The 17,979-nt window shown below is 66.4% G+C and carries 13 protein-coding genes; 6 read left to right on the forward strand and 7 right to left on the reverse strand.

The features are described from left to right. Positions 1–41: 41 nt before the first annotated feature. The 6 genes from ACI6S0_RS23010 to ACI6S0_RS23035 are packed head-to-tail and all read right to left on the reverse strand — an operon-like array spanning position 42 to position 8,944. Positions 42–1,241: a CaiB/BaiF CoA transferase family protein gene (locus ACI6S0_RS23010; RefSeq protein ID WP_434404472.1), complete on the reverse strand. Its 1,200-nt coding sequence runs from the start codon at positions 1,239–1,241 to the stop codon at positions 42–44. Continuing rightward, the gene (locus tag ACI6S0_RS23015) at positions 1,238–2,350 is read right to left on the reverse strand and encodes a CaiB/BaiF CoA transferase family protein (protein WP_434404473.1); all 1,113 of its coding nucleotides are present in this window, start codon (positions 2,348–2,350) and stop codon (positions 1,238–1,240) included. The genes ACI6S0_RS23010 and ACI6S0_RS23015 overlap by 4 nt, the downstream gene beginning before the upstream one ends. Beyond that, positions 2,347–4,434 carry a hydantoinase/oxoprolinase family protein gene (locus ACI6S0_RS23020; RefSeq protein WP_434404474.1) on the reverse strand — a complete coding sequence of 696 codons (2,088 nt, stop codon included), beginning with the start codon at positions 4,432–4,434 and terminating at the stop codon, positions 2,347–2,349. The genes ACI6S0_RS23015 and ACI6S0_RS23020 overlap by 4 nt, the downstream gene beginning before the upstream one ends. Continuing rightward, positions 4,431–6,236, reverse strand: coding sequence for a hydantoinase B/oxoprolinase family protein (locus ACI6S0_RS23025; RefSeq protein WP_434404475.1), 1,806 nt, complete (start codon positions 6,234–6,236; stop codon positions 4,431–4,433). The genes ACI6S0_RS23020 and ACI6S0_RS23025 overlap by 4 nt, the downstream gene beginning before the upstream one ends. Positions 6,237–6,245: 9 nt before the next feature. Next, complete coding sequence (locus ACI6S0_RS23030; RefSeq protein ID WP_434404476.1) at positions 6,246–7,655, reverse strand: aromatic ring-hydroxylating oxygenase subunit alpha; 1,410 nt, start codon at positions 7,653–7,655, stop codon at positions 6,246–6,248. After that, entirely contained in the window at positions 7,652–8,944 is a 1,293-nt protein-coding gene (locus ACI6S0_RS23035) for an amidohydrolase family protein (RefSeq protein ID WP_434404477.1), read from the reverse strand. Before ACI6S0_RS23035 ends, ACI6S0_RS23030 begins: the two co-directional genes overlap by 4 nt. A gap of 173 nt (positions 8,945–9,117) precedes the next feature. Here ACI6S0_RS23035 and ACI6S0_RS23040 point away from each other — a divergent pair, with 173 nt between their 5' ends. From ACI6S0_RS23040 to ACI6S0_RS23050, 3 genes are read left to right on the forward strand one after another with little or no spacing between them, the layout of a single operon-like run. Further along, positions 9,118–9,441, forward strand: a complete 324-nt coding sequence (locus tag ACI6S0_RS23040; protein ID WP_434404478.1) for a 2Fe-2S iron-sulfur cluster-binding protein — start codon at positions 9,118–9,120, stop codon at positions 9,439–9,441. Beyond that, on the forward strand, positions 9,438–10,718 hold the full coding sequence (locus ACI6S0_RS23045) for a cytochrome P450 (protein ID WP_434404479.1): 1,281 nt from the start codon (positions 9,438–9,440) through the stop codon (positions 10,716–10,718). The genes ACI6S0_RS23040 and ACI6S0_RS23045 overlap by 4 nt, the downstream gene beginning before the upstream one ends. A 5-nt stretch (positions 10,719–10,723) precedes the next feature. After that, the gene (locus ACI6S0_RS23050; RefSeq protein ID WP_434404480.1) at positions 10,724–11,563 is read left to right on the forward strand and encodes an SDR family NAD(P)-dependent oxidoreductase; all 840 of its coding nucleotides are present in this window, start codon (positions 10,724–10,726) and stop codon (positions 11,561–11,563) included. Here ACI6S0_RS23050 and ACI6S0_RS23055 read toward each other — a convergent pair. Next, entirely contained in the window at positions 11,545–12,750 is a 1,206-nt protein-coding gene (locus tag ACI6S0_RS23055) for a TetR/AcrR family transcriptional regulator (RefSeq protein ID WP_434404481.1), read from the reverse strand. The genes ACI6S0_RS23050 and ACI6S0_RS23055 overlap by 19 nt on opposite strands. Positions 12,751–12,976: 226 nt before the next feature. Here ACI6S0_RS23055 and ACI6S0_RS23060 point away from each other — a divergent pair, with 226 nt between their 5' ends. The 3 genes from ACI6S0_RS23060 to astD all read left to right on the forward strand — a co-directional run bounded on the left by ACI6S0_RS23060 (position 12,977) and on the right by astD (position 17,904). Continuing rightward, positions 12,977–15,256, forward strand: a complete 2,280-nt coding sequence (locus ACI6S0_RS23060; protein WP_434404482.1) for a TonB-dependent receptor — start codon at positions 12,977–12,979, stop codon at positions 15,254–15,256. A gap of 23 nt (positions 15,257–15,279) precedes the next feature. Then, the gene (locus tag ACI6S0_RS23065; RefSeq protein WP_434404483.1) at positions 15,280–16,371 is read left to right on the forward strand and encodes a tyrosine-protein phosphatase; all 1,092 of its coding nucleotides are present in this window, start codon (positions 15,280–15,282) and stop codon (positions 16,369–16,371) included. Positions 16,372–16,491: 120 nt separating this feature from the next. After that, positions 16,492–17,904 (forward strand): succinylglutamate-semialdehyde dehydrogenase, encoded by a 1,413-nt coding sequence (astD, locus tag ACI6S0_RS23070; RefSeq protein WP_434404484.1) that lies wholly within the window; start codon positions 16,492–16,494, stop codon positions 17,902–17,904. The last annotated feature ends 75 nt before the right edge of the window (positions 17,905–17,979 follow it).

Below are 17,979 nucleotides of genomic sequence, written 5' to 3' on the forward strand. Positions count from 1 at the left end.
AAAAATCTAATGGCTGCGGATCAACTTGCAAGAGCGGCTGATTACCAAATGACGCGACGGGCGATCAGGTCGTCAATTTCGCTGTCACTCAATCCCAATATCTCGCCATAGACCAGATGGTTATGCTCGCCGAGCAACGGCGCGCCACGGGTGATGCTGGCCTCGTCCGGTGTCATGCGCCAGCCCGGCCCGATGACCGGCCGGGCTTCGCCTTTGGCGTCGCTGACCATGCGATAGGCGCCCAGTGCCCAGAGCGCCTCGCTCCCGATCAGGTCGAGCGAGGACTGGCTGCGAAAGGCCGGCACGCCCGCCAGAAGCAGCGCCTGCGCCATCGCCTCGGCATCCCATTCGGGACTGAGCCCGGCGAGCGCTGCATCAAGCGCGTTCCGGTTGGCGATGCGGGCGGCCGCATCGGCGAAGCGGGGATCGGCGGCCAGCGCCTGCGCATCGATGGTGGCACAGAAGGCCGTCCATTCCCGATCGTCGGCGATGGCGAGACTGATCCATTGCCCGTTAGCGCAAGGATAGCAGCCATGAGGCGCCATGTCGGCATGGGCATTGCCCGTCGCCTGCGGCAGTTCGCCGGTCAGGCCATAGGCGAACAGGCTGTCACCGACCATCATCGACAGCGTCTCGACCGCAGACAGGTCGATAAACTGGCCCTCGCCGCTCGTCTCGCGATGGTGAAGTGCGGCGACAATCGCCAGCGCGGCGGCGGTGCCGACGGTCGAATCGCCATAGCGGATATTCATCCCCGCCGGTGTCTCGCCCACATGGCCGACGAGTGCATTGAGCCCGCCCAGCGCCGCGAAACAGGGGGCATAGCCGGTCTGGTAGCCGAGCGGCCCGTCACTGCCATACATTTTGATCGACAGCTGGATGATGTCGGGGCGGATCGCGCGGACATCCTCATAGCCCAGGCCCGATCGTTCCATCGCGCCGGGCCGCAGATTGTCGATCAGCACATCGGACGCGGCGATCATCGCGCGCAGATGGGCCATGCCCTCATCCGATTTCATGTCGAGCTGGACGCTCAGCACCTCCTGGTTGATGCTGCGGAAATAGGGGGCGCTGTCGATATCGACCCCGCCATAGGCGCGCATCTCGTCCAGATTGGCGCGGCTTTCGACCTTGATGACCTCCGCGCCGAGGAAGGCGAGCAGCTTGCCGGCATAGGGACCGGCCCAGACCTTGGCGATCTCCAGCACACGGACACCGGCCAGCGGTCCGCCCCGGTTCATGCCAGCATCGCCTGATCGGCGCCCGCCGCGGGGGCCGGACTGTGCAGCTGCACCGGCGAGGCGCTCATGCGATAGGGTACGGTCGGGTGCAGCGCACCGCCCAGCGACTGGAAGAAGCCGCGATGCCGATATTGGACATGGTCGATCAGGTCGGCGGCGCTGTTGACCTGCACCAGCGGCACGCCCGCCTGCTGTGCCGCCTGCGCCACGACATCCTTGGCTTGGGTCGCGATCCAGACGCGGAAATGACGGCGAAAATCGGCGACCCGATCGGGCGTGCAATGATATTCCAGCCAGTCCTCCGGGAAGGCCGCGGCCCATTCGGGATCGCCCATCAGCGCACACAGCCCGCGCCAGTGCGCGCGCGTCGTCATCAGCAGATAGACATGGCCATCGGCGCAGGCGAAGGCGGCGCCCGGCCCGCCCATGTCATAGCGGGTGCGCTCCGGCCCCGGCTCCGCATCCCCCGCCAGCATCCGGCCGAGCACGCAGTCAGCCCGCGACAGCTGGACCGCGACTTCGCTGATGTCGATCGCCTGTCCGCTACCGGTGCGCCGCTTGCGCAGCAGCGACGCGGCGGTGCAGAGCGCGGCCTCCAGCCCCGCCTCATAATCGGTCATGAACCGGCCCGCGCCCATCAGCGGCGGCCGGTCGGGCGCGCTCTCGCTGGGCGTGTGCCAGGCCCAGCCACCAGCATTCATGACGTTGATCGGGCGGGCAATCTGCCAATGGGGCGGGGCGTCCTGGCCAAAGGGCGTGATCGCGCAATGGACGATATCGGGCTGGCTCCCCAGCGCCAGTCCGTGTTGCGTCGCCCAGTCCGGCCCATGATCGTCGATCAGCGCATCGGCGCGCGCCAGCAGCCGGTCGATCAGGGCGCGCTCCTGCGGCGCTTCAAGATCGAGCAGCACCGATTTCTTGTTGCTGTTGAGATAGCGGAACAAGGTGCTCTGCCCCTCATGAAACGGACCCATGGCGCGGGTCGGGGCGCCGCCGGGCGCTTCGACCTTGATCACCTCCGCGCCGAAATCGGCCAGCAACCGGGCGGCAAATTCGCCCGCTACCCGCTCCGCCGTCTCCACGATCACCAGCCCGGCCAGCGCCGTCACGACTGGCGCACCAGCAGATAGTCGCCGACATCATCGACCCGCGCCTGCCAGCCGGGATAGACGGCGATGGTGGTGAAGACCTCCTCGATGATCGCCGGGCCGGTGACGCGGGCACCGGGGATCAGGTCCGGCCCCTTGTGGATCGCGACATCGGCAAAGCCATCGCCCAGATTGGCGCGGCGATGGCCATGGGGCGCGGTCTCCACCACCGGCGCGGTGAAGCCGCCACCGGCGGGCGGCATCGGCGTTTCGACCTGGGCGGTCAGGCGCACGCCGGTGATTTCCGGCACCTCACCCTCGCGGACATGGCCATATTCGGCCAGATGCCGCGCGTTGAAGGCGGCGATGGCGCGGGCCGACAGGGTGTCGTCGACGAAGCCCAGATCATCCAGCCCCCGGCCTTCATGCAGGTCGAAGGTCAGTGCCCAATTCTGCCCGGCATAGCGCATCGCCACCCGCCAGCGCGCCTGCACTGTATCGGCGGCAAAGCCCGCCTCGCCGAAATGCGCGGCGGCATCGGCCGCCAGATCGGCCCACAGGCCGCGCAGCCGGTCGAGATCCAGCGCATCGGCGCGCGCGCTGCACGATCGTTCTTCATCGATCGCGGGATGGGCGACCAGCGTGCCGAGCGCGGAGAAAGTGGGGGAGGCGCGGGGCACCAGCACCTGGCCGATCCCCAGATCCTGCGCCTGGATCGCGGCGAAGGCCGGGCCGTTGCCGCCATAGGCGAGCATCACCATGTCGGCCGGGTCCATGCCCTTGGCCGCCGTCGTGCGCCGCACCGCCTGGGTCATATTGGCGTTGACCAGCCGCCAGCAATCGAACGCCGCCTGCTGCGCATCATAGCCCAGCTCCGCGCCCAATGCCGCGAACGCCTCCGCCACGCCCTCGTCGCGCAGGCGGAAGCTGCCGCCGGCAAAGCCTTCGCCGGTGGAGAGGATGCCCAGCATCAGCAGCGCGTCGGTGACGGTCGGCCGCAACCCGCCCCGGCCATAGCAGATCGGTCCCGGCGCCGCGCCGGCAGAGGCGGGGCCGACCTTCAGTTCCCCCTTGTCGACATGGCAGATCGATCCGCCACCCGCGCCCAGCGTCTCCACCTGCACCATCGGCACGCCGACCAGATAGCGGTGATGCATGTTCCATCCCGCCTCGGCCGGGGCGGCGCCATCCCGCACCACCGACATGTCGTAACTGGTGCCGCCCATGTCGACGCACAGCAGGTTGCGATACCCCTTGGCGCCCCCGGTGCGCGCCGATGCGATGACGCCGCCGGCCGGACCGGAGGCGAGCAGGCGGATCGGTGCGGCTTCGATATAGGCGCGGGTCATCACCCCGCCGGACGCCTGCATCACCATCAATTGCTTTGCATAGCCGGCGTCGGCCAGCCGACTGACCAGTCGTTCGAGATAGGCGTTCACGCGCGGCGCGACATAGGCGTTCACCACCGTCGTGCTGATCCGGTCATATTCCGGCGCGCGCGACAGGATGCGGTGGCCGAGCGAGACGGGGATGCCGGGCATTTCCTCCGCCACGATCTGCGCCACCCGGTTCTCATGGTCGCCATTCACATGGGCGAAGATCAGGCCGATCGCGACGGATTCGACCCCCTGCTTGCGCAGCCTGGCGCAGGCTTCACGCACCGCCGCCTCGTCCAGTGCCTCATGCACGCTGCCATCGGCCAGCACCCGTTCGGGCACGGTCAGCCGGCGGCGGCGCGGCACGATCGGGATCGGCGGCTCCAGCCGCACGTCCCAGATGCTTTCCTTGTAGCCGCGCCGATATTCCATCTCGTCGCGAAAGCCCTGGGTGGTGATGAGGCCGGTGACGGCGCCGTCCATCTCGATCAATATATTGTCGGCAACCGTGGTGCCGTGGACGATCGCCTCGCAGCGGGCAAGGAAGTCGCCCAGCGACAACCCCTCCTTGCCGGCCAGCGTCTCCAGCCCCTCCATCACGCCGATCGAGCGATCCTGTGGGGTGCTCAGATTCTTGTGCAGGATGACCTGCCGGTTCTCTGGCCCATCCTTCAGCAGGGCGAAGTCGGTGAAGGTGCCGCCAATGTCGATGCCGACGCGATAGCTCATGCCGCGATCCGCTCCCCGCGCAATGCTGCCGTGGCGGCATGGTCCACCGCCAGGCTGTAATCCTCCAGGCTGCCGGTCAGCACCACGCCATAAAGGTCGCGGGCGGCGGCGATGCTCACCAGTTCGTCCAGCACATCCTCGCACACCGCCTGCGGATCGCGGCGCAGCGCCGGGCCGAAACCCGCGCCGCCGCCATGCTGATAGGCAATGACGGCCCCCGCCGGCAGTTGCGCCCGCGCCGTCAGTTCGACCCGATATTCATCGGGCGTCCCGACCTGAAAATGGTTGAGATAGGGGGTGCCGTCGGCGCCACCCGCCAGGCCGCTGATCGGATGATCGTGGCTGACCATCCAGGCCATCGCCATTGCCGGTTCCAATATCCGTTTCACGTTGCGGCTGCCCGGCATACCACGCCACTGGCCCGCGCCGCCGCTGTCGGTGACCAGTTCGCGGCTAATATTGATCACCGGGAAGCGCGCTTCGCCATCCTCCGCCTGCGACAGCAGCAGATTGCCGAGCGAGACCGGGCAACTGCCCCAGCCGTCGATCCCCTGCACCGCCGACACGTCCATCGACCGGCAATCGACGCCCTGGTCCATCCACATCTGGCCGCCCGCGTCGAAGCCGATCACCGCATTGGGCATGCCGATCTTGTAGACCTGCGGCGCGGACCGGTCGGGCGCGACCTGCGACAGGGCGACGCACACCGCTTCGGTAATCTCGCAGGCAGGGTGGAAGGAGCCGAGCGCCGCCGGGCGGTTGGGCGCCGGATGGGCGATGCAGCCTTCGGGCAGGATGATCTCGACCGCGTTGAACAGCCCTTCATTCTTGACGATGTCGGGGTCGATGCTGGCGGCGATCTGGGTCATGATATAGCCGCGCGAATTGGCAAAGGTGTTCCAAACGCCGACCAGATCCTGTCGATCGTCGGTGCCGCTGAGGTCGACGGTCAACTGGTCGCCGGCGATGGTGCAGCCGACCTGGACGCGGATATCCCTGGTCCCCATCGTGTCATGATCGATATGGACGGTCGCGTCATAGCGGCCGTCCCGCCAGGCGGAGACGGTGGCCCGCATCTGCCGTTCCGACTGGTCGATCGCATGATTGACTGCGGCCCGCACCATGTCCGCCCCCCATTTGTCGAGGATCGCGCGGATCGAGACGGTTGCCTTCTCGACCGCGCCGATCATCGCGGCGAGATCGCCGGCGAAGCTGGGGAAGCGGTTGTTGCGTTCGAGCAGATGGATGGCGTCGCGCCGTTTTTCGCCGCGATGGACCAGCTTCAGGCAGGGGATGGCCAGCCCTTCGGTGAAGATGTCGGTGGCGTCGAGGGTGAAGCCGCCCGGATCCTTGCCGCCGGTATCGCCCTGATGCGCCTGCAGCGCCTGGACCAGCACCAGTTCGCCCGCCGCGTCATAGACCGGCGCATAGACATTATAGTCGGGCAGGTGGCCGCCGCCATAATCGGGGTCGTTGCCGACGAAGACATCGCCCGGCCCCCAGTCATAATCCTGCTGCCGCATCAGGCCGTAGCGGACGGTGAGCTGCGACACGAAGGTCAGATGCGGCGTGCCGATCGACCCCATGGCCAGCCGCCCATGGGCGTCGACGATCGCCGCGTTGCGCTCGTTCGACTGGTTGATGATCGGCGAGGAGGCGGCGCGGCCGAGATGGGTCGTCGCTTCATAGCAGACGGTTTCCAGCGCGCCGCGAATGATGCTGGCGGTGACCGGATCGATCACCGTCGCGGTCGGCAGGGGCGGGCGCTTGGCGGCCAGTTGGGCGTTGAGGGCAAAGGACATGGGCCTGCCTCAGCGTCCGGGCCGCAGCGGCGGCATCGCGACATAGCGGTCGACCGCCCGCTCGAAATGGCGGATGCGGATTTCCTGATAATTGCCCAGCGTCAGGCCGCGCTTGGTGCTCGCCTCTATACCCTCCTGTTGCAGGAACAGATTGTCGGTATCCTGGTCGAGTATCTTGCCGAAGCCCGCATCCATGCCCGGCGCCTCGCAGAAGCTCTGATCGTCGGTCAGCAGGATCGGCTCGGCCGGTTCGGGGCGGGCGCCGCCGTCCGGCACCGGGCGCAGGAAGAAGACCTCATAGATGCAGCGGCGATGATCCCTGGGGTCCGGGCGGAAGCGATAGACCATCGGCAGCGACACGCCGGGGAAGAGATAGGTGTTGGGAAAGAGCGTGTAGGAGAAACAGTCGAGCATCTCGCTGTCGGATGTGGCGCTGAGGTCGCTGCCGGTGGCCGCGCCGAACATGGTGCGGAACAGGTCGGCCATCGCCTGCCGCGCGGTGCCATCGCCCACCTGCGGCCGATCCTCGCTCAGCACCGATGCGTCGCCGACGGTGAACTGGTCGAGAATATCCTGCTCGGAAAAGCGCCCCTCCAGATGCGGCGAGGCAACGCCCAGGCAGGAAATGAAGCGGTTCACATGATCGCCATAGACATCATATTGGCTGTTCGCGTCGGCATTGGACGGCGCGACTTGCGGGTGGGTCTCGATCACATGATAGGCCTCCATGAAGGCCTCGATCGTCAGCTTCCAGTTGGCCGGAAAGCTCTTCTGGACATGGAGGTGGATATAGCGATCCTCCAGCTTCCAGGCCTTTATATGGGCCAGCGCCTCGGCGCCCAGATAGTCCTCCAGGCTGGGTGCGTCCGGGTCCATGTTGATCCACACGAACCCGCCCAGCGTCTGCACGCGGACCTGCGGCAAGCTGTTGTTGGCCGGGTCGACATGGGGGAAGTCCCAGGGGCAGGTGATGCTCTTGCTGGAACCGTCAATGTGCCAGCTCCAGCCATGGAAGCTGCATTTGAACTCGCTGGCACAGCCGGCCGATCCCGACGCGCGCAGCTTGGTGCCGCGATGCAGGCAGGCGTTGTAATAGGCGCGGATTTCGTCCGCCGCGACGCGGGTGATGATGAAGCTGTGGCGGCCGATCTCATAGACCTGATAGTCGCCGATTTCCGGTATATGCTCCTCGCGGCAGGCGAATTGCCAGCTGCGCGTCCACAGGCTGTCCATCTCGCGCCGGGCGAAATCGGGGTCGATATAGCGGTCGGTCGACACGTCCTCGCTGCCCTGGAAGGCGTAGGATTCGCTGCGCACCCAGCCGGGCGCGGCGACCTTGTCGCGGGCGATGATATCCTGCGTGCTGATCGCCGGGCAGCGGGCGTCGCCCGCCGCCATCGGGCCGCTTTCCATGTTCATGCAACTCTCCGTTGGGCGGGCGTGGCACAGTCGATCAGGCCGGGCGCGATGCGGTGGATCGCGCCGTCCTTCATCACCATGGCCAGCCGGTTCTTGTCTTCAAGGATGGTGACGTCGGCCAGTGGATCGCCGTCCACCAGCAGCATGTCGGCGAGCGCGCCGGGCACCAGTGTGCCAAGGTCGCCCTGGTCGCGCATCGCCTGCCCGCCATTGCGGGTGGCGCAGGCCAGCGCGCCGGCGGCGTCATAGCCATAATAGTCGATCATCAGCTGGATATCGCGGGCATTGGTGCCCTGCGGGTTCCAGGCCAGGCCATAATCGCCGCCGATCAGGTGGCGGATGCCGCGCTTGCGCAATTGGGTGTGCGTCTCGACCGACGCTTCGATCAGCGCGGCTATGCCCATCGCGTCGCAGGCGGCCCGGCTGATCCACGGCTCGCCATGATGGATCATCGCATGGAACAGCCCGATCGAGGGCGCGATGACGATCCGGTCCTTCGCTTCCTCCAGCATGTCGAGCAGTTCGCTGTCGGCATATTCGACATGGAACAGGCCATCGACCCCGGCGCGGACGCAATATTTGCTACCTTCTATCGACCGGCTATGGGCGTTCACCTTGCGGCCGAAGGCATGGGCGGTGTCGACTGCCATCTGCACTTCCTCGAACGCCATCGGCGTCACATGGGACGGGCTGCCGGGATAGAAGGGGTCGCCTGAGACATCGAGCTTGATATTGTCGCAGCCCTCGCGGATCGCCAGCCGCACCGCGCGGCGCATCTCCTCCGGCCCGTCGACGACACAGGAAATGCCGATGCGCGGATTGTGCAGCTTGCTCTCGTCGCCCATGCCGCCGGTGACCGTGATCTCGGTCGATCCGGCGCGGATGCGGGGGCCGGGGATATGGCCGGCATCGACCGCATCGCGCACCGCGACATCCAGTTTGAGCTTGGCCGCCGACGCGCCATAGCAGCTGGTGAATCCCTGATCGATCAGGCGGCCGGCCATGCGCGCGGTGATGAGCGTATGGGCTTCGGGCGAGGGCGCGATCAGATCCTCGGTCGAGGCGGCGTCGCCGAAGGAGATATGGGCGTGGCCTTCGGTGAGGCCCGGCATCAGCGTCTTGCCGCTGCCGTCGATGACCTGATCGGCCGGCGCATGACCGGCGGCGGCATCCGGCCCGACCGCAAGGATGCGGTTGCCTTCAATCAGCAGGTCGCCGGCAAAGGCAGGCGCGCCGGTGGCGTCCCAGATGGTGGCGTTGGCGATGAGCGTCGTCGGCACGAATGGCATCCTCTTCTGCTGTGAAGACTAGGCCGCGCCCTTTCCTGACCCAATGACTGCACGCGCACTTGGCGTGTCCTCTCGCCGCCGCCCTGCCTGCCGCGCCAGTCAAGCGGCTGCGCGGCGCCATGCCTTTCCGCGTCCGGCGCCATCGGCCATCCTGCCCCTTCATGAGGAGAAGGATGTCGATGGTGCGGGTCACCTTTGTGGATGTGCATGGCGTGGAGCAGGCGGTCGCCGGGGAGGGCGACCTGTCGCTGATGGAACTGGCCAAGGCGAACGGGATCGACGGCATCGCGGCCGATTGCGGCGGCGCCTGTTCCTGCGCGACCTGCCTGGTCCATGTCGATCCGGCCTGGGTCGATCGCACCGGCGCGCCCGACGATATCGAATATGCGATGCTCGACATGGTGTCCGATGTCGTCGGCGACACCAGCCGCCTCGCCTGTCAGATCCGCCTGAGCCAGGCGCTCGACGGCCTGCGCGTCGTGGTGGCGCAGCAATGACGCAAGACACCCTGGCGCCCGAAGCGCGCAGACTGCTCGGCACCGCGTCGATGACCGATCCGATCATCTCGGCCCGGCCGCGTGCTTATTATGCGGCGATGCGGTCGCATGACCCGGTCCATTGGGACGAGAAGCTCGGCATGTATCTGGTGTCCCGCTATGAGGATATCGCCGCGATCCAGCAGGATCCGATCACCTATTCGGTGAACAAGGGCTATCACACGCAGCAGGCCAAGGGCTTCCAGCAGGAGTTCCAGGCGATATTGGAGCGCGAGGGCGGCGGCTATTTCCCCGACGCGATCATGTCCGATCCGCCCTATCACACCCGCATCCGCAAGCTGATGGAAAAGGCGTTCAGCGCGCATCGCGTCAAGGAACTGGAGCCGCGGATCACCAAGGTCGTGACCGACCTGATCGACAGCGTCGCCGACCGGGGCGAGGCGGATGCAGTGCAGGATTTCGCCGTGCCGCTGACGGTGCGGATCATCTGCGAGCAACTGGGGCTCGACTGGAACATGAAGGATCGCATCGCGCGCTGGTCGATCGCGGTGACGGCGCAGATCGGCCGGATGCAGGATCGGGAACAGATGCTGGGCCATGCGCGCGAGATTTGCGACCTGCAACATTATCTGATCGCCAAGATGCGCGAGCGCGAGGCCGACCCACGCGAGGACATGATTTCCGACCTGGTCCATGCCCGCGATGCCGAGGGGCAGGCGCTGACCTTCGCCGAAGCGGTGTCGCTGATCCGGGCGCTGCTGATCGCCGGCAATGAGACGACGGCGACGGCGCTCGGCAATCTCTTCTACATTCTCGCGACCCGGCCGGAGATTGCGACCTTGCTGCAGGCGTCGGTGGATGACGATCGGCTGATGAACCGTTTCGTCGAGGAATTGCTGCGGATCGAACCGCCGGTGCGCGGCCTGTCGCGCATGACCACGCGCGAGGTGGAACTGGGCGGGCGCATCCTGCCGGCCGGCGCGCATCTGCTGCTCATGTATGCCTCGGCCAACGATCAGGAGGATGTGTTCCCCGATCCGCGCCGCTTCGACCTCGACCGGCCCAATATCGGCCGCCACCTGTCCTTTGGCGGTGGGGTGCATCGCTGCATCGGCCTCGCGCTCGCGCGGATGGAGATAAAGGTCGCCGCGCGCGAGATCGTCCGGCGGATCGGCGATATCGAACTGGCGATCGCGCCCGAGGAGATACGCTATCTGCCCACGGTCGCGACCCAGTCGATCGAGCGGCTGCCGATCCGCTTCACGCGGCGGGGCTGAGGCGCATGGCAGGGGAACTGGCGGGCAAGGTCGCCATCGTCACCGGCGGCGCGGGCGGCATCGGTCGGGCAACGGTGGAGCTGTTTGTGGCGGAAGGTGCCAAAGTGCTGATCGCCGACCGCGATGGGACGGCCGGCACCGCGCTGGCCGCCGCGCTCGGGCCATCGGCGCTGTTCATGGCCGTCGATGTCGCCGACCGGGACCAGGTGCAGGCGATGGTCGCGCGCGCGGTCGATGCCTTTGGCGGGTTGCACATCCTGTTCAACAATGCCGGGATCAGCTGCGCGCCCTTCCCGCATTTCCTGGACGACAGTCTGGCCGATTTCGACCGGGTGATGGCGGTCAATCTGCTCGGCCCGATGCTGGGGACGCAGGCGGCGGCCCGGCACATGAAGGATCATGGCGGCGGCGTCATCCTCAACAATGCCTCGATCGCGGGCCTGCTCGCCGGACAGGCGATGATGAGCTATCGCGCGTCGAAGGCGGGACTGATCCAATTCTCCAAGTCGGTAGCGATTGACCTCGCGCAGCATGGCATCCGCGTGAATTGCCTGGTGCCCGGTCATATCCGCACCAGCCTGTCCTCCTTCAGCGCCCAGGGGGCAGAGGCGGACCGGGCGGCGCGGGTCGATGCCGCGATCGACGCGGTCTATCTCTCCAACCAGCCCTTGAAGCGGCGTGGCGTACCGGACGACGTGGCGCAGGCGGCCCTGTTCCTGGCCAGCGACCGCGCGCGGCAGATCACCGGCATCGCCATGCCGGTCGAGGGCGGGGTGGTTGCCGGCGATCCGGTCAACCATCTGGAGGATATATTGGCGGCGCGGGCTCAGGCGCTTTCCGACTGAGCGGCGTCCGCAGCGGCGCGCACCATCGTGCGCAGGTCCAGCATGGCCTGTGCGCCGGCTCTGGCGGCCTCGGCCGGCGTCAGGCCGAAACAGGTCTTGCGATGACCCGATATGACGCCGGAAAAGAGCGCGGCTTCCAGCGGCGCGACATCGCGGCCCAGGATCGCGCGGAGCAGGCCGCCGCTGGTACGACCGCGCCGATAGCGCAACTGGGGCGCGAAATCGCGCAGGTCGCCGTCGCGCGCGGCGGCCAGCATCAGTTCGTCGATCGCCGGCAGGATGCGGTCGTTGCGGGGCGGGGGATTGGAATAGCGCGCGAGCAACTGCTCGTCGGTCAATGTCACTGCCTCCGGCACGGTGCCGCCGCCCGAGTCCACCGCCTTGCGATAGATCATCTCGAACGCTGCGCGGACCAGTTCGGCGCTGGACCGGAAATTATAGGAAACGACGCCCAGCGTCAGGCCCGCCCGCGTGGCGACGGCGCGATGGGTCAGGGCCGCCATGCCCTCCTGCGCCAGCACATCGGCAGCCGCTTCGGCAATCTGTTCCATCGTGCCGCTGCTGATCGTCTGTTCGGGCAGGGCAAGGTCGGCCTGTTCGCGGGCGAACTGACGCCAATGGCCGGCGCGCACCGGGCGACCGCACAGCCAGTCGTTCCAGCCGGCGCACATGTCGTCCAGCGCGGCGCGGTCGACCGGCCGGCGCCAGCGCATCAGGTGCAGCGTCGCTTCGCCGTCGAACAGATAGGCGGTGAAGGCGCCCCGGCCCGGATGGCCACAGCGCGCGCAGACCTCTTCCCAGAAACTGCGCCACATCGCCGCCCAGCGATCGCAGACCGGCACATAGCGGAGATCGCGCGCGGCGATCAGCTGGCATTCGCGCCAGGCGAAGGCCAGCCGGCGTTCCTCCTCGCACCATTGGTCGATCAGCGCGGCGAGCAGGGGCGCAAAGGCGTCACGCGACAGGGGCACGCCCCCCTCCAGTTCCGCCAGCCGCGCCGCGCACCAGCGCTCCGACTCGCGCTGGGCCTGCTCGTGGCTGGATAGAAACAACTGTTCCAGTGATCCGAAGTGATGATAGATTCCGGATACGGGGGTCTGGGCCAGGCGGCTGATCGCACGGGCCGATGTGCCGCTCGCGCCATCACGTTCCCATAGGTCGATAACCGCCTCGATAAGCCGCGCCATTGCGCCGATTTCCGATGTTTTTCCCGAATGTGCAGCCGTCGCCATAGCGTCCTTTATGCCATATCCCCCCGAACTGGCAAAGGCTGCGTCGGGGCGATATCCGTGTCTCGCCGCTGTCATATTGTCGCTGATCCTGTCATCGAACTGAGATACATATGTAACTGCGGCTGCATACAGACGTTCTAACTGCCCCTCCGAATTCAACATCATTCGGGGGATACGCATCATGAAATGTTCGTCTGTCCTGCGCCGTCGCGCACTCATTCTGGCCGGCACCATGCTGATGGGGGCGGGGCTGATGGGGGCGGGCTTCGCGGCCCCGGCCCATGCGGAGGACGCGCCGCTTGACGAAGGAGATGCCGGCCTTGGTTCGATTGTCGTCACTGCACAGAAGACCGAGACCAATCTGCAGAAGACGCCGATCGCCATTTCGGTGCTGGGCAGCGATGATCTCAAGGCGCGCAGCGTGGTGAGCCTGAAGGATCTGGGCGACGGCGCCGTGCCGTCGCTGCGCATCGCCCCCTTTGCGTCGCGCAATTCGGCGCTGACCGTCGGCATTCGCGGCATCGTGCCGTTCGACGCCAACCAGCCCAGCCGCGACGCTGGCGTCGGCATCTATATTGACGGCGTCTATCTCGGCCGCTCGCAGGGGCTGGGCACCGCCCTGTTCGACATCGAACGGATCGAGGTGCTGAAGGGGCCGCAGGGCACCTTGTTCGGCCGCAACTCGACCGGCGGCGCGCTGAGCATCGTCAGCAGGAAGCCGAGCGGCGAGTTTCACCTCAGCCAGACGATGGGCGTCATGAACTATGACGGCTATAAGGTCGAAACCCATCTCGACCTGCCCAGCTTCGCCAATTTCAGCGTCAAGCTGGACGCGCTCGTCACCAAGCGCGGCGGCACCACCGACAATCCGATGGCGGGCGAGGAGGATTATAACCAGCTCGACCAGCGCGGCATGCACGGCGCGATCCTGTGGGAACCGAGCAGCCGCTTCTCCGCCCAATATGATTTCGACACCTCCTATGACGCCAGCACGCCCTATTATTTCCAGATGCTGGGCAAGTCGGATCGTCTGCCGGTCGCGGACATGGTCGAGGTCCAGCCCGATCGCGCCAGGACCGCCGATATCGGCGTGCCGATCCAGAAGAGCATCGGCAAGACCCATGGCCATGCGCTGCACATGGACTGGCAGGTCGCCGATGGCATCAACCTGCGCTCCATCACCTCCTATCGCGAACTGAGCCAGAGCCAATATGACAATGGCGGCGCGCATCAGGGTGCCTTTGCCCCCTACGCCAAGTTCGCGCGCTACAGTCTGGCGGGTCTCGACCAGAATCAGTTCAGCCAGGAAGTGCAGCTGGTGGGCTCGCTCTCGCGCGTCGATTTCGTCGCCGGCGCCTATTATTATCATGAAAAGGGCGAGGATTGGGCCTGGGCGCCCTACACCATGCAGTGGGGCGCAACCGCGGCCGACGCGCCGACCCGGCTGCCGACGCTGGAAGCCGGCCAGGTCACGCCCTATCCCGACCGTGCCAGCGACGCCAAGGCGGACAGTTTCGCCCTCTATGGGCAGGCGACCTGGACCCCGGCGATCCTGGACGATGCGCTGCACCTGACCGGCGGCGCGCGCTATACCCGCGACAAGAAGAGCGGCGACCTGTTCAAGGTCAATGGCGTCGACAAGGATTTCCGCTTCGACATTTCCAGCAGCCGGATCGACCCGACCGTCACGCTGGCGTTCGACGCGACCGACAATATCCATCTCTATGGCAAATGGGGGACGGCCTATCGCGCCGGCGGCGCCAATTCGCGCTCCGTCACCTATCGCGCCTATAAGCCCGAGGAGGTCGAAACCTCCGAAATCGGCTTCAAGGGCGAGTTCCTCGATCATCATGTCCGGCTGAACCTGGCCGCCTACAAGACGATCTACAAGAATCAGCAGATCGACTTCAACGCGGTGCTGTCCGAAGTGCCGGGCGGCCCGACCCGCACCACGATCGAGACCGTCAATGTCGACGGCCATGGCACGATCAAGGGCTTCGAGGCGGATCTGGTGGTGATGCCGGTCGAGGGGCTGACGCTGACCGCCGCCTATGCCTATACCAAGGGCGATCTGGCACAGGCGGCCAACCCCTTTGCCGGCAATGCGCTGCAGACCGTGTTCGTGGTCTACACGCCCAAGAACGCCTTCAGCGGCGCGATCGACTATAGCCTGCCGCTTAATTGGGCGACGCTGCGCGCCCATGTCGATGCCAATGGCGGCGATGGCTATCATTCCCAGTCCAGCGACGCGGCGCTGACCGACTCCTCCTTCCTGGTGAATGCCCGCCTGTCGCTCGCCGACATCACGCTCAAGGGCGACGCCAAGCTCCAGATTTCGGCCTGGTCGCGCAACCTGTTCAACGAACAGCACACATTCTTCCAGACCGGCTCTTCGTCGCTGCAACTGGGCATTTTCAACGAACCGCGCACCTATGGCCTGGAAGCCACGGTCCGCTTCTAAAATAGAGGGAGAGAGGAAAGATTATGCGCAAGATGATGATCCGCGCCGCGCTGGTGGCGCTGCCCCTGACGATGTCAGTCGCAGCCTTCGCCGGCACCATCGCCGATCCGGTGGTGGAACGGGTGGCGTCCGACAAGCTGGCGATCCGCTGGAGCGATGCCGATCCGGTCGATCTGTTGCAGGCCGATCGCCCCGATGCCCCCATTGCCAATGCTACGCTGGTGGCGGCCGGGGACAAGGACGGCGTGCGGGAGGTACAGGTGGCGCCGGGCACCCGCCCCTATTTCCTGCTGCGCGACAGCAAGAGCGGCGCGGTGACGCGCGTGGCCGAGCGTGTGCTGGTGATGGAGCAATCCTCCAATTTCCGGGATCTGGGCGGCTATCCGGCGGCCGGCGGCAAGCATGTCCGCTGGGGCCGGATCTATCGATCGGGCGGGCAGGCCATGCTGACCCCGGCCGACGTGGCACAGGTGAAGGCGCTGGGCGTCGCCAATCTGGTCGATCTCCGCTCGGACGAGGAACGGCTGTTCGCGCCGACCAAGCTGGACGGCATCCCCTATAATGCGGTCGGCTATTCGATGGCCGCGATGATGCAGGGCATGAAGTTCGATCCCAAGAATATGGACCCGGCCAAGCAGGTCGAGGCCTATGCCGGCACCTATCGCAGCCTGCCGACCCAGTTGAAGCCGCAACTGCGTATCCTCTTCGCCCGGCTGCTGTCGAAGGACGGACCGCTGCTCTACAACTGCTCGGCCGGGCAGGACCGCACCGGCTTTGTCAGCGCGATGATCCTGTCGTCGCTGGGCGTGCCGCGCGATGTCATCTATCGCGACTATGTGCTCTCGACGCCGTCGCGCCGCCCGCAATATGAAGTGCCGCCGATGAGCGATGCCGTGGCGCAGAGCAGCCCGATCGCCGGCATGTTCGCACAGATGCAGAAGGGCGGAGCGATGGCCAAGGCCAATCCGCTGGTGCTGCCCGACGGCACGCCCTTCCTGACCTATGCCTTCGCCGAAATCGACACGCGCTGGGGATCGGTGGATGCCTATCTGGCTCAGGAAATCGGCCTGACGCCGGTGGACATTGCGGCGCTGCGCACCACCTATCTGGAATAGGCACCGCTTATTCCGGATCGGCATGAAGGGCGCGGCGGGATTCATTATCCCGTCGCGCCCGCAAGGCGCTAGGAGGCTGGAAAAGGGTGCGCTATCCTTGTCCCGCTTTCTGGAGGCCATATGATTTTCCGTTCGATCGATCCGGCCAGCGACACGCTCCTGTGGGAAGGGGAGGCGGCCGATGCCGCGACCTGTGCAGCGGCCGTGACGCGCGCCCGCGCCGCCTTTCCGGCCTGGGCAGCACTGTCGCAATCCGAACGCGAGGATCATGTCCGCCGCTACAAGGCGCTGCTGTCGGACCGCAGCGCTGCCTTTGCCAAGGCGATCGCGCGGGAGACCGGCAAGCCGCTATGGGAGGCGAAGACCGAAATCGCCTCGATGATCGGCAAGGTCGATATTTCGATCGCGGCACAGGCGGAACGCGCCGGATCGCGCGAGCAGGCGACCCCGTTCGGCCGGGCCGTGCTGCGCCACAAGCCGCATGGCGTGATGGCCGTGCTTGGTCCCTATAATTTCCCCGGCCATCTGCCCAACGGCCATATCGTGCCAGCCCTGCTGGCAGGCGATGTGGTCATCTTCAAGCCGTCCGAACTGACCCCGCTGGTGGGCGAATTGATGGCGCAGGCGTTTCGCGACGCGGGCCTGCCCGATGGCGTCTTCACCCTGTTGCAGGGCGGGCGGGACACTGGCGCGGCATTGATCGCGCAGGATATCGACGGCCTGTTGTTCACCGGATCAGCGGCAGCGGGCGCGCATTTCTCGCGCGTGATGGCCGACCGGCCCGGCGTCATCCTGGCGCTGGAGCTGGGCGGCAATAATCCGCTGGTCGCCTGGGACGGCGATGCACAGGCGGTCGCCTCGATCATCGTCCAGTCGGCCTTCATCACCGCAGGCCAGCGCTGTTCCTGCGCCCGCCGGCTGATCGTGCCGCAGGGCGCGGCGGGCGACGCGATCCTCGACGCAACGGTGGCGCTGGCCCGGCGGCTGACGATCGGCGCCTGGGACAGCCAGCCCGAACCCTATATGGGCGCGCTGATCTCCGCTGAGGCGGCGGCCCATGCCAAAGCGCGCCATGCCGCGCTGCTGGCGCTGGGCGGCGTCGAATTGCTGCCGCTGGAACAGCCGGCGGACCTGGGCGCGGCCTTCCTGACGCCGGGCATCATCGACATGACCGGGGTGAATGCCCCCGACGAGGAGATTTTCGCACCGCTGCTGCAGGTGATCCGCGTCGCCGATTTCGACGCGGCGATCGCGGCCGCCAATGCGACCCGCTATGGCCTGGCGGCGGGGCTTGTTTCCGCCGACGATGCGCTTTGGGACCGGTTCCTGCTGGAAAGTCGGGCCGGCGTCGTCAACCGCAACCGGCCGACCACCGGCGCCAGCGGGGCGATGCCGTTCGGCGGCCTGGGCGCATCGGGCAACCACCGCCCCAGCGCTTACTATGCCGCCGATTATTGCGCCTATCCGGTCGCCAGTTTCGAGGCAGCGCAGGTGCTGGATCTGACTGCCGATATCAAAGGGCTGGCAGGCTGATACATGCGTCTGGTCGAGAATTACTTGTTGACGCAGGAAGATATCGGCTTGGCACGGATGATGGCATGACAGCGA

Origin of the sequence: Sphingobium sp. DN12 (assembly GCF_051058005.1) — a bacterium.
GTDB classification, from domain to species: domain Bacteria; phylum Pseudomonadota; class Alphaproteobacteria; order Sphingomonadales; family Sphingomonadaceae; genus Sphingobium; species Sphingobium yanoikuyae.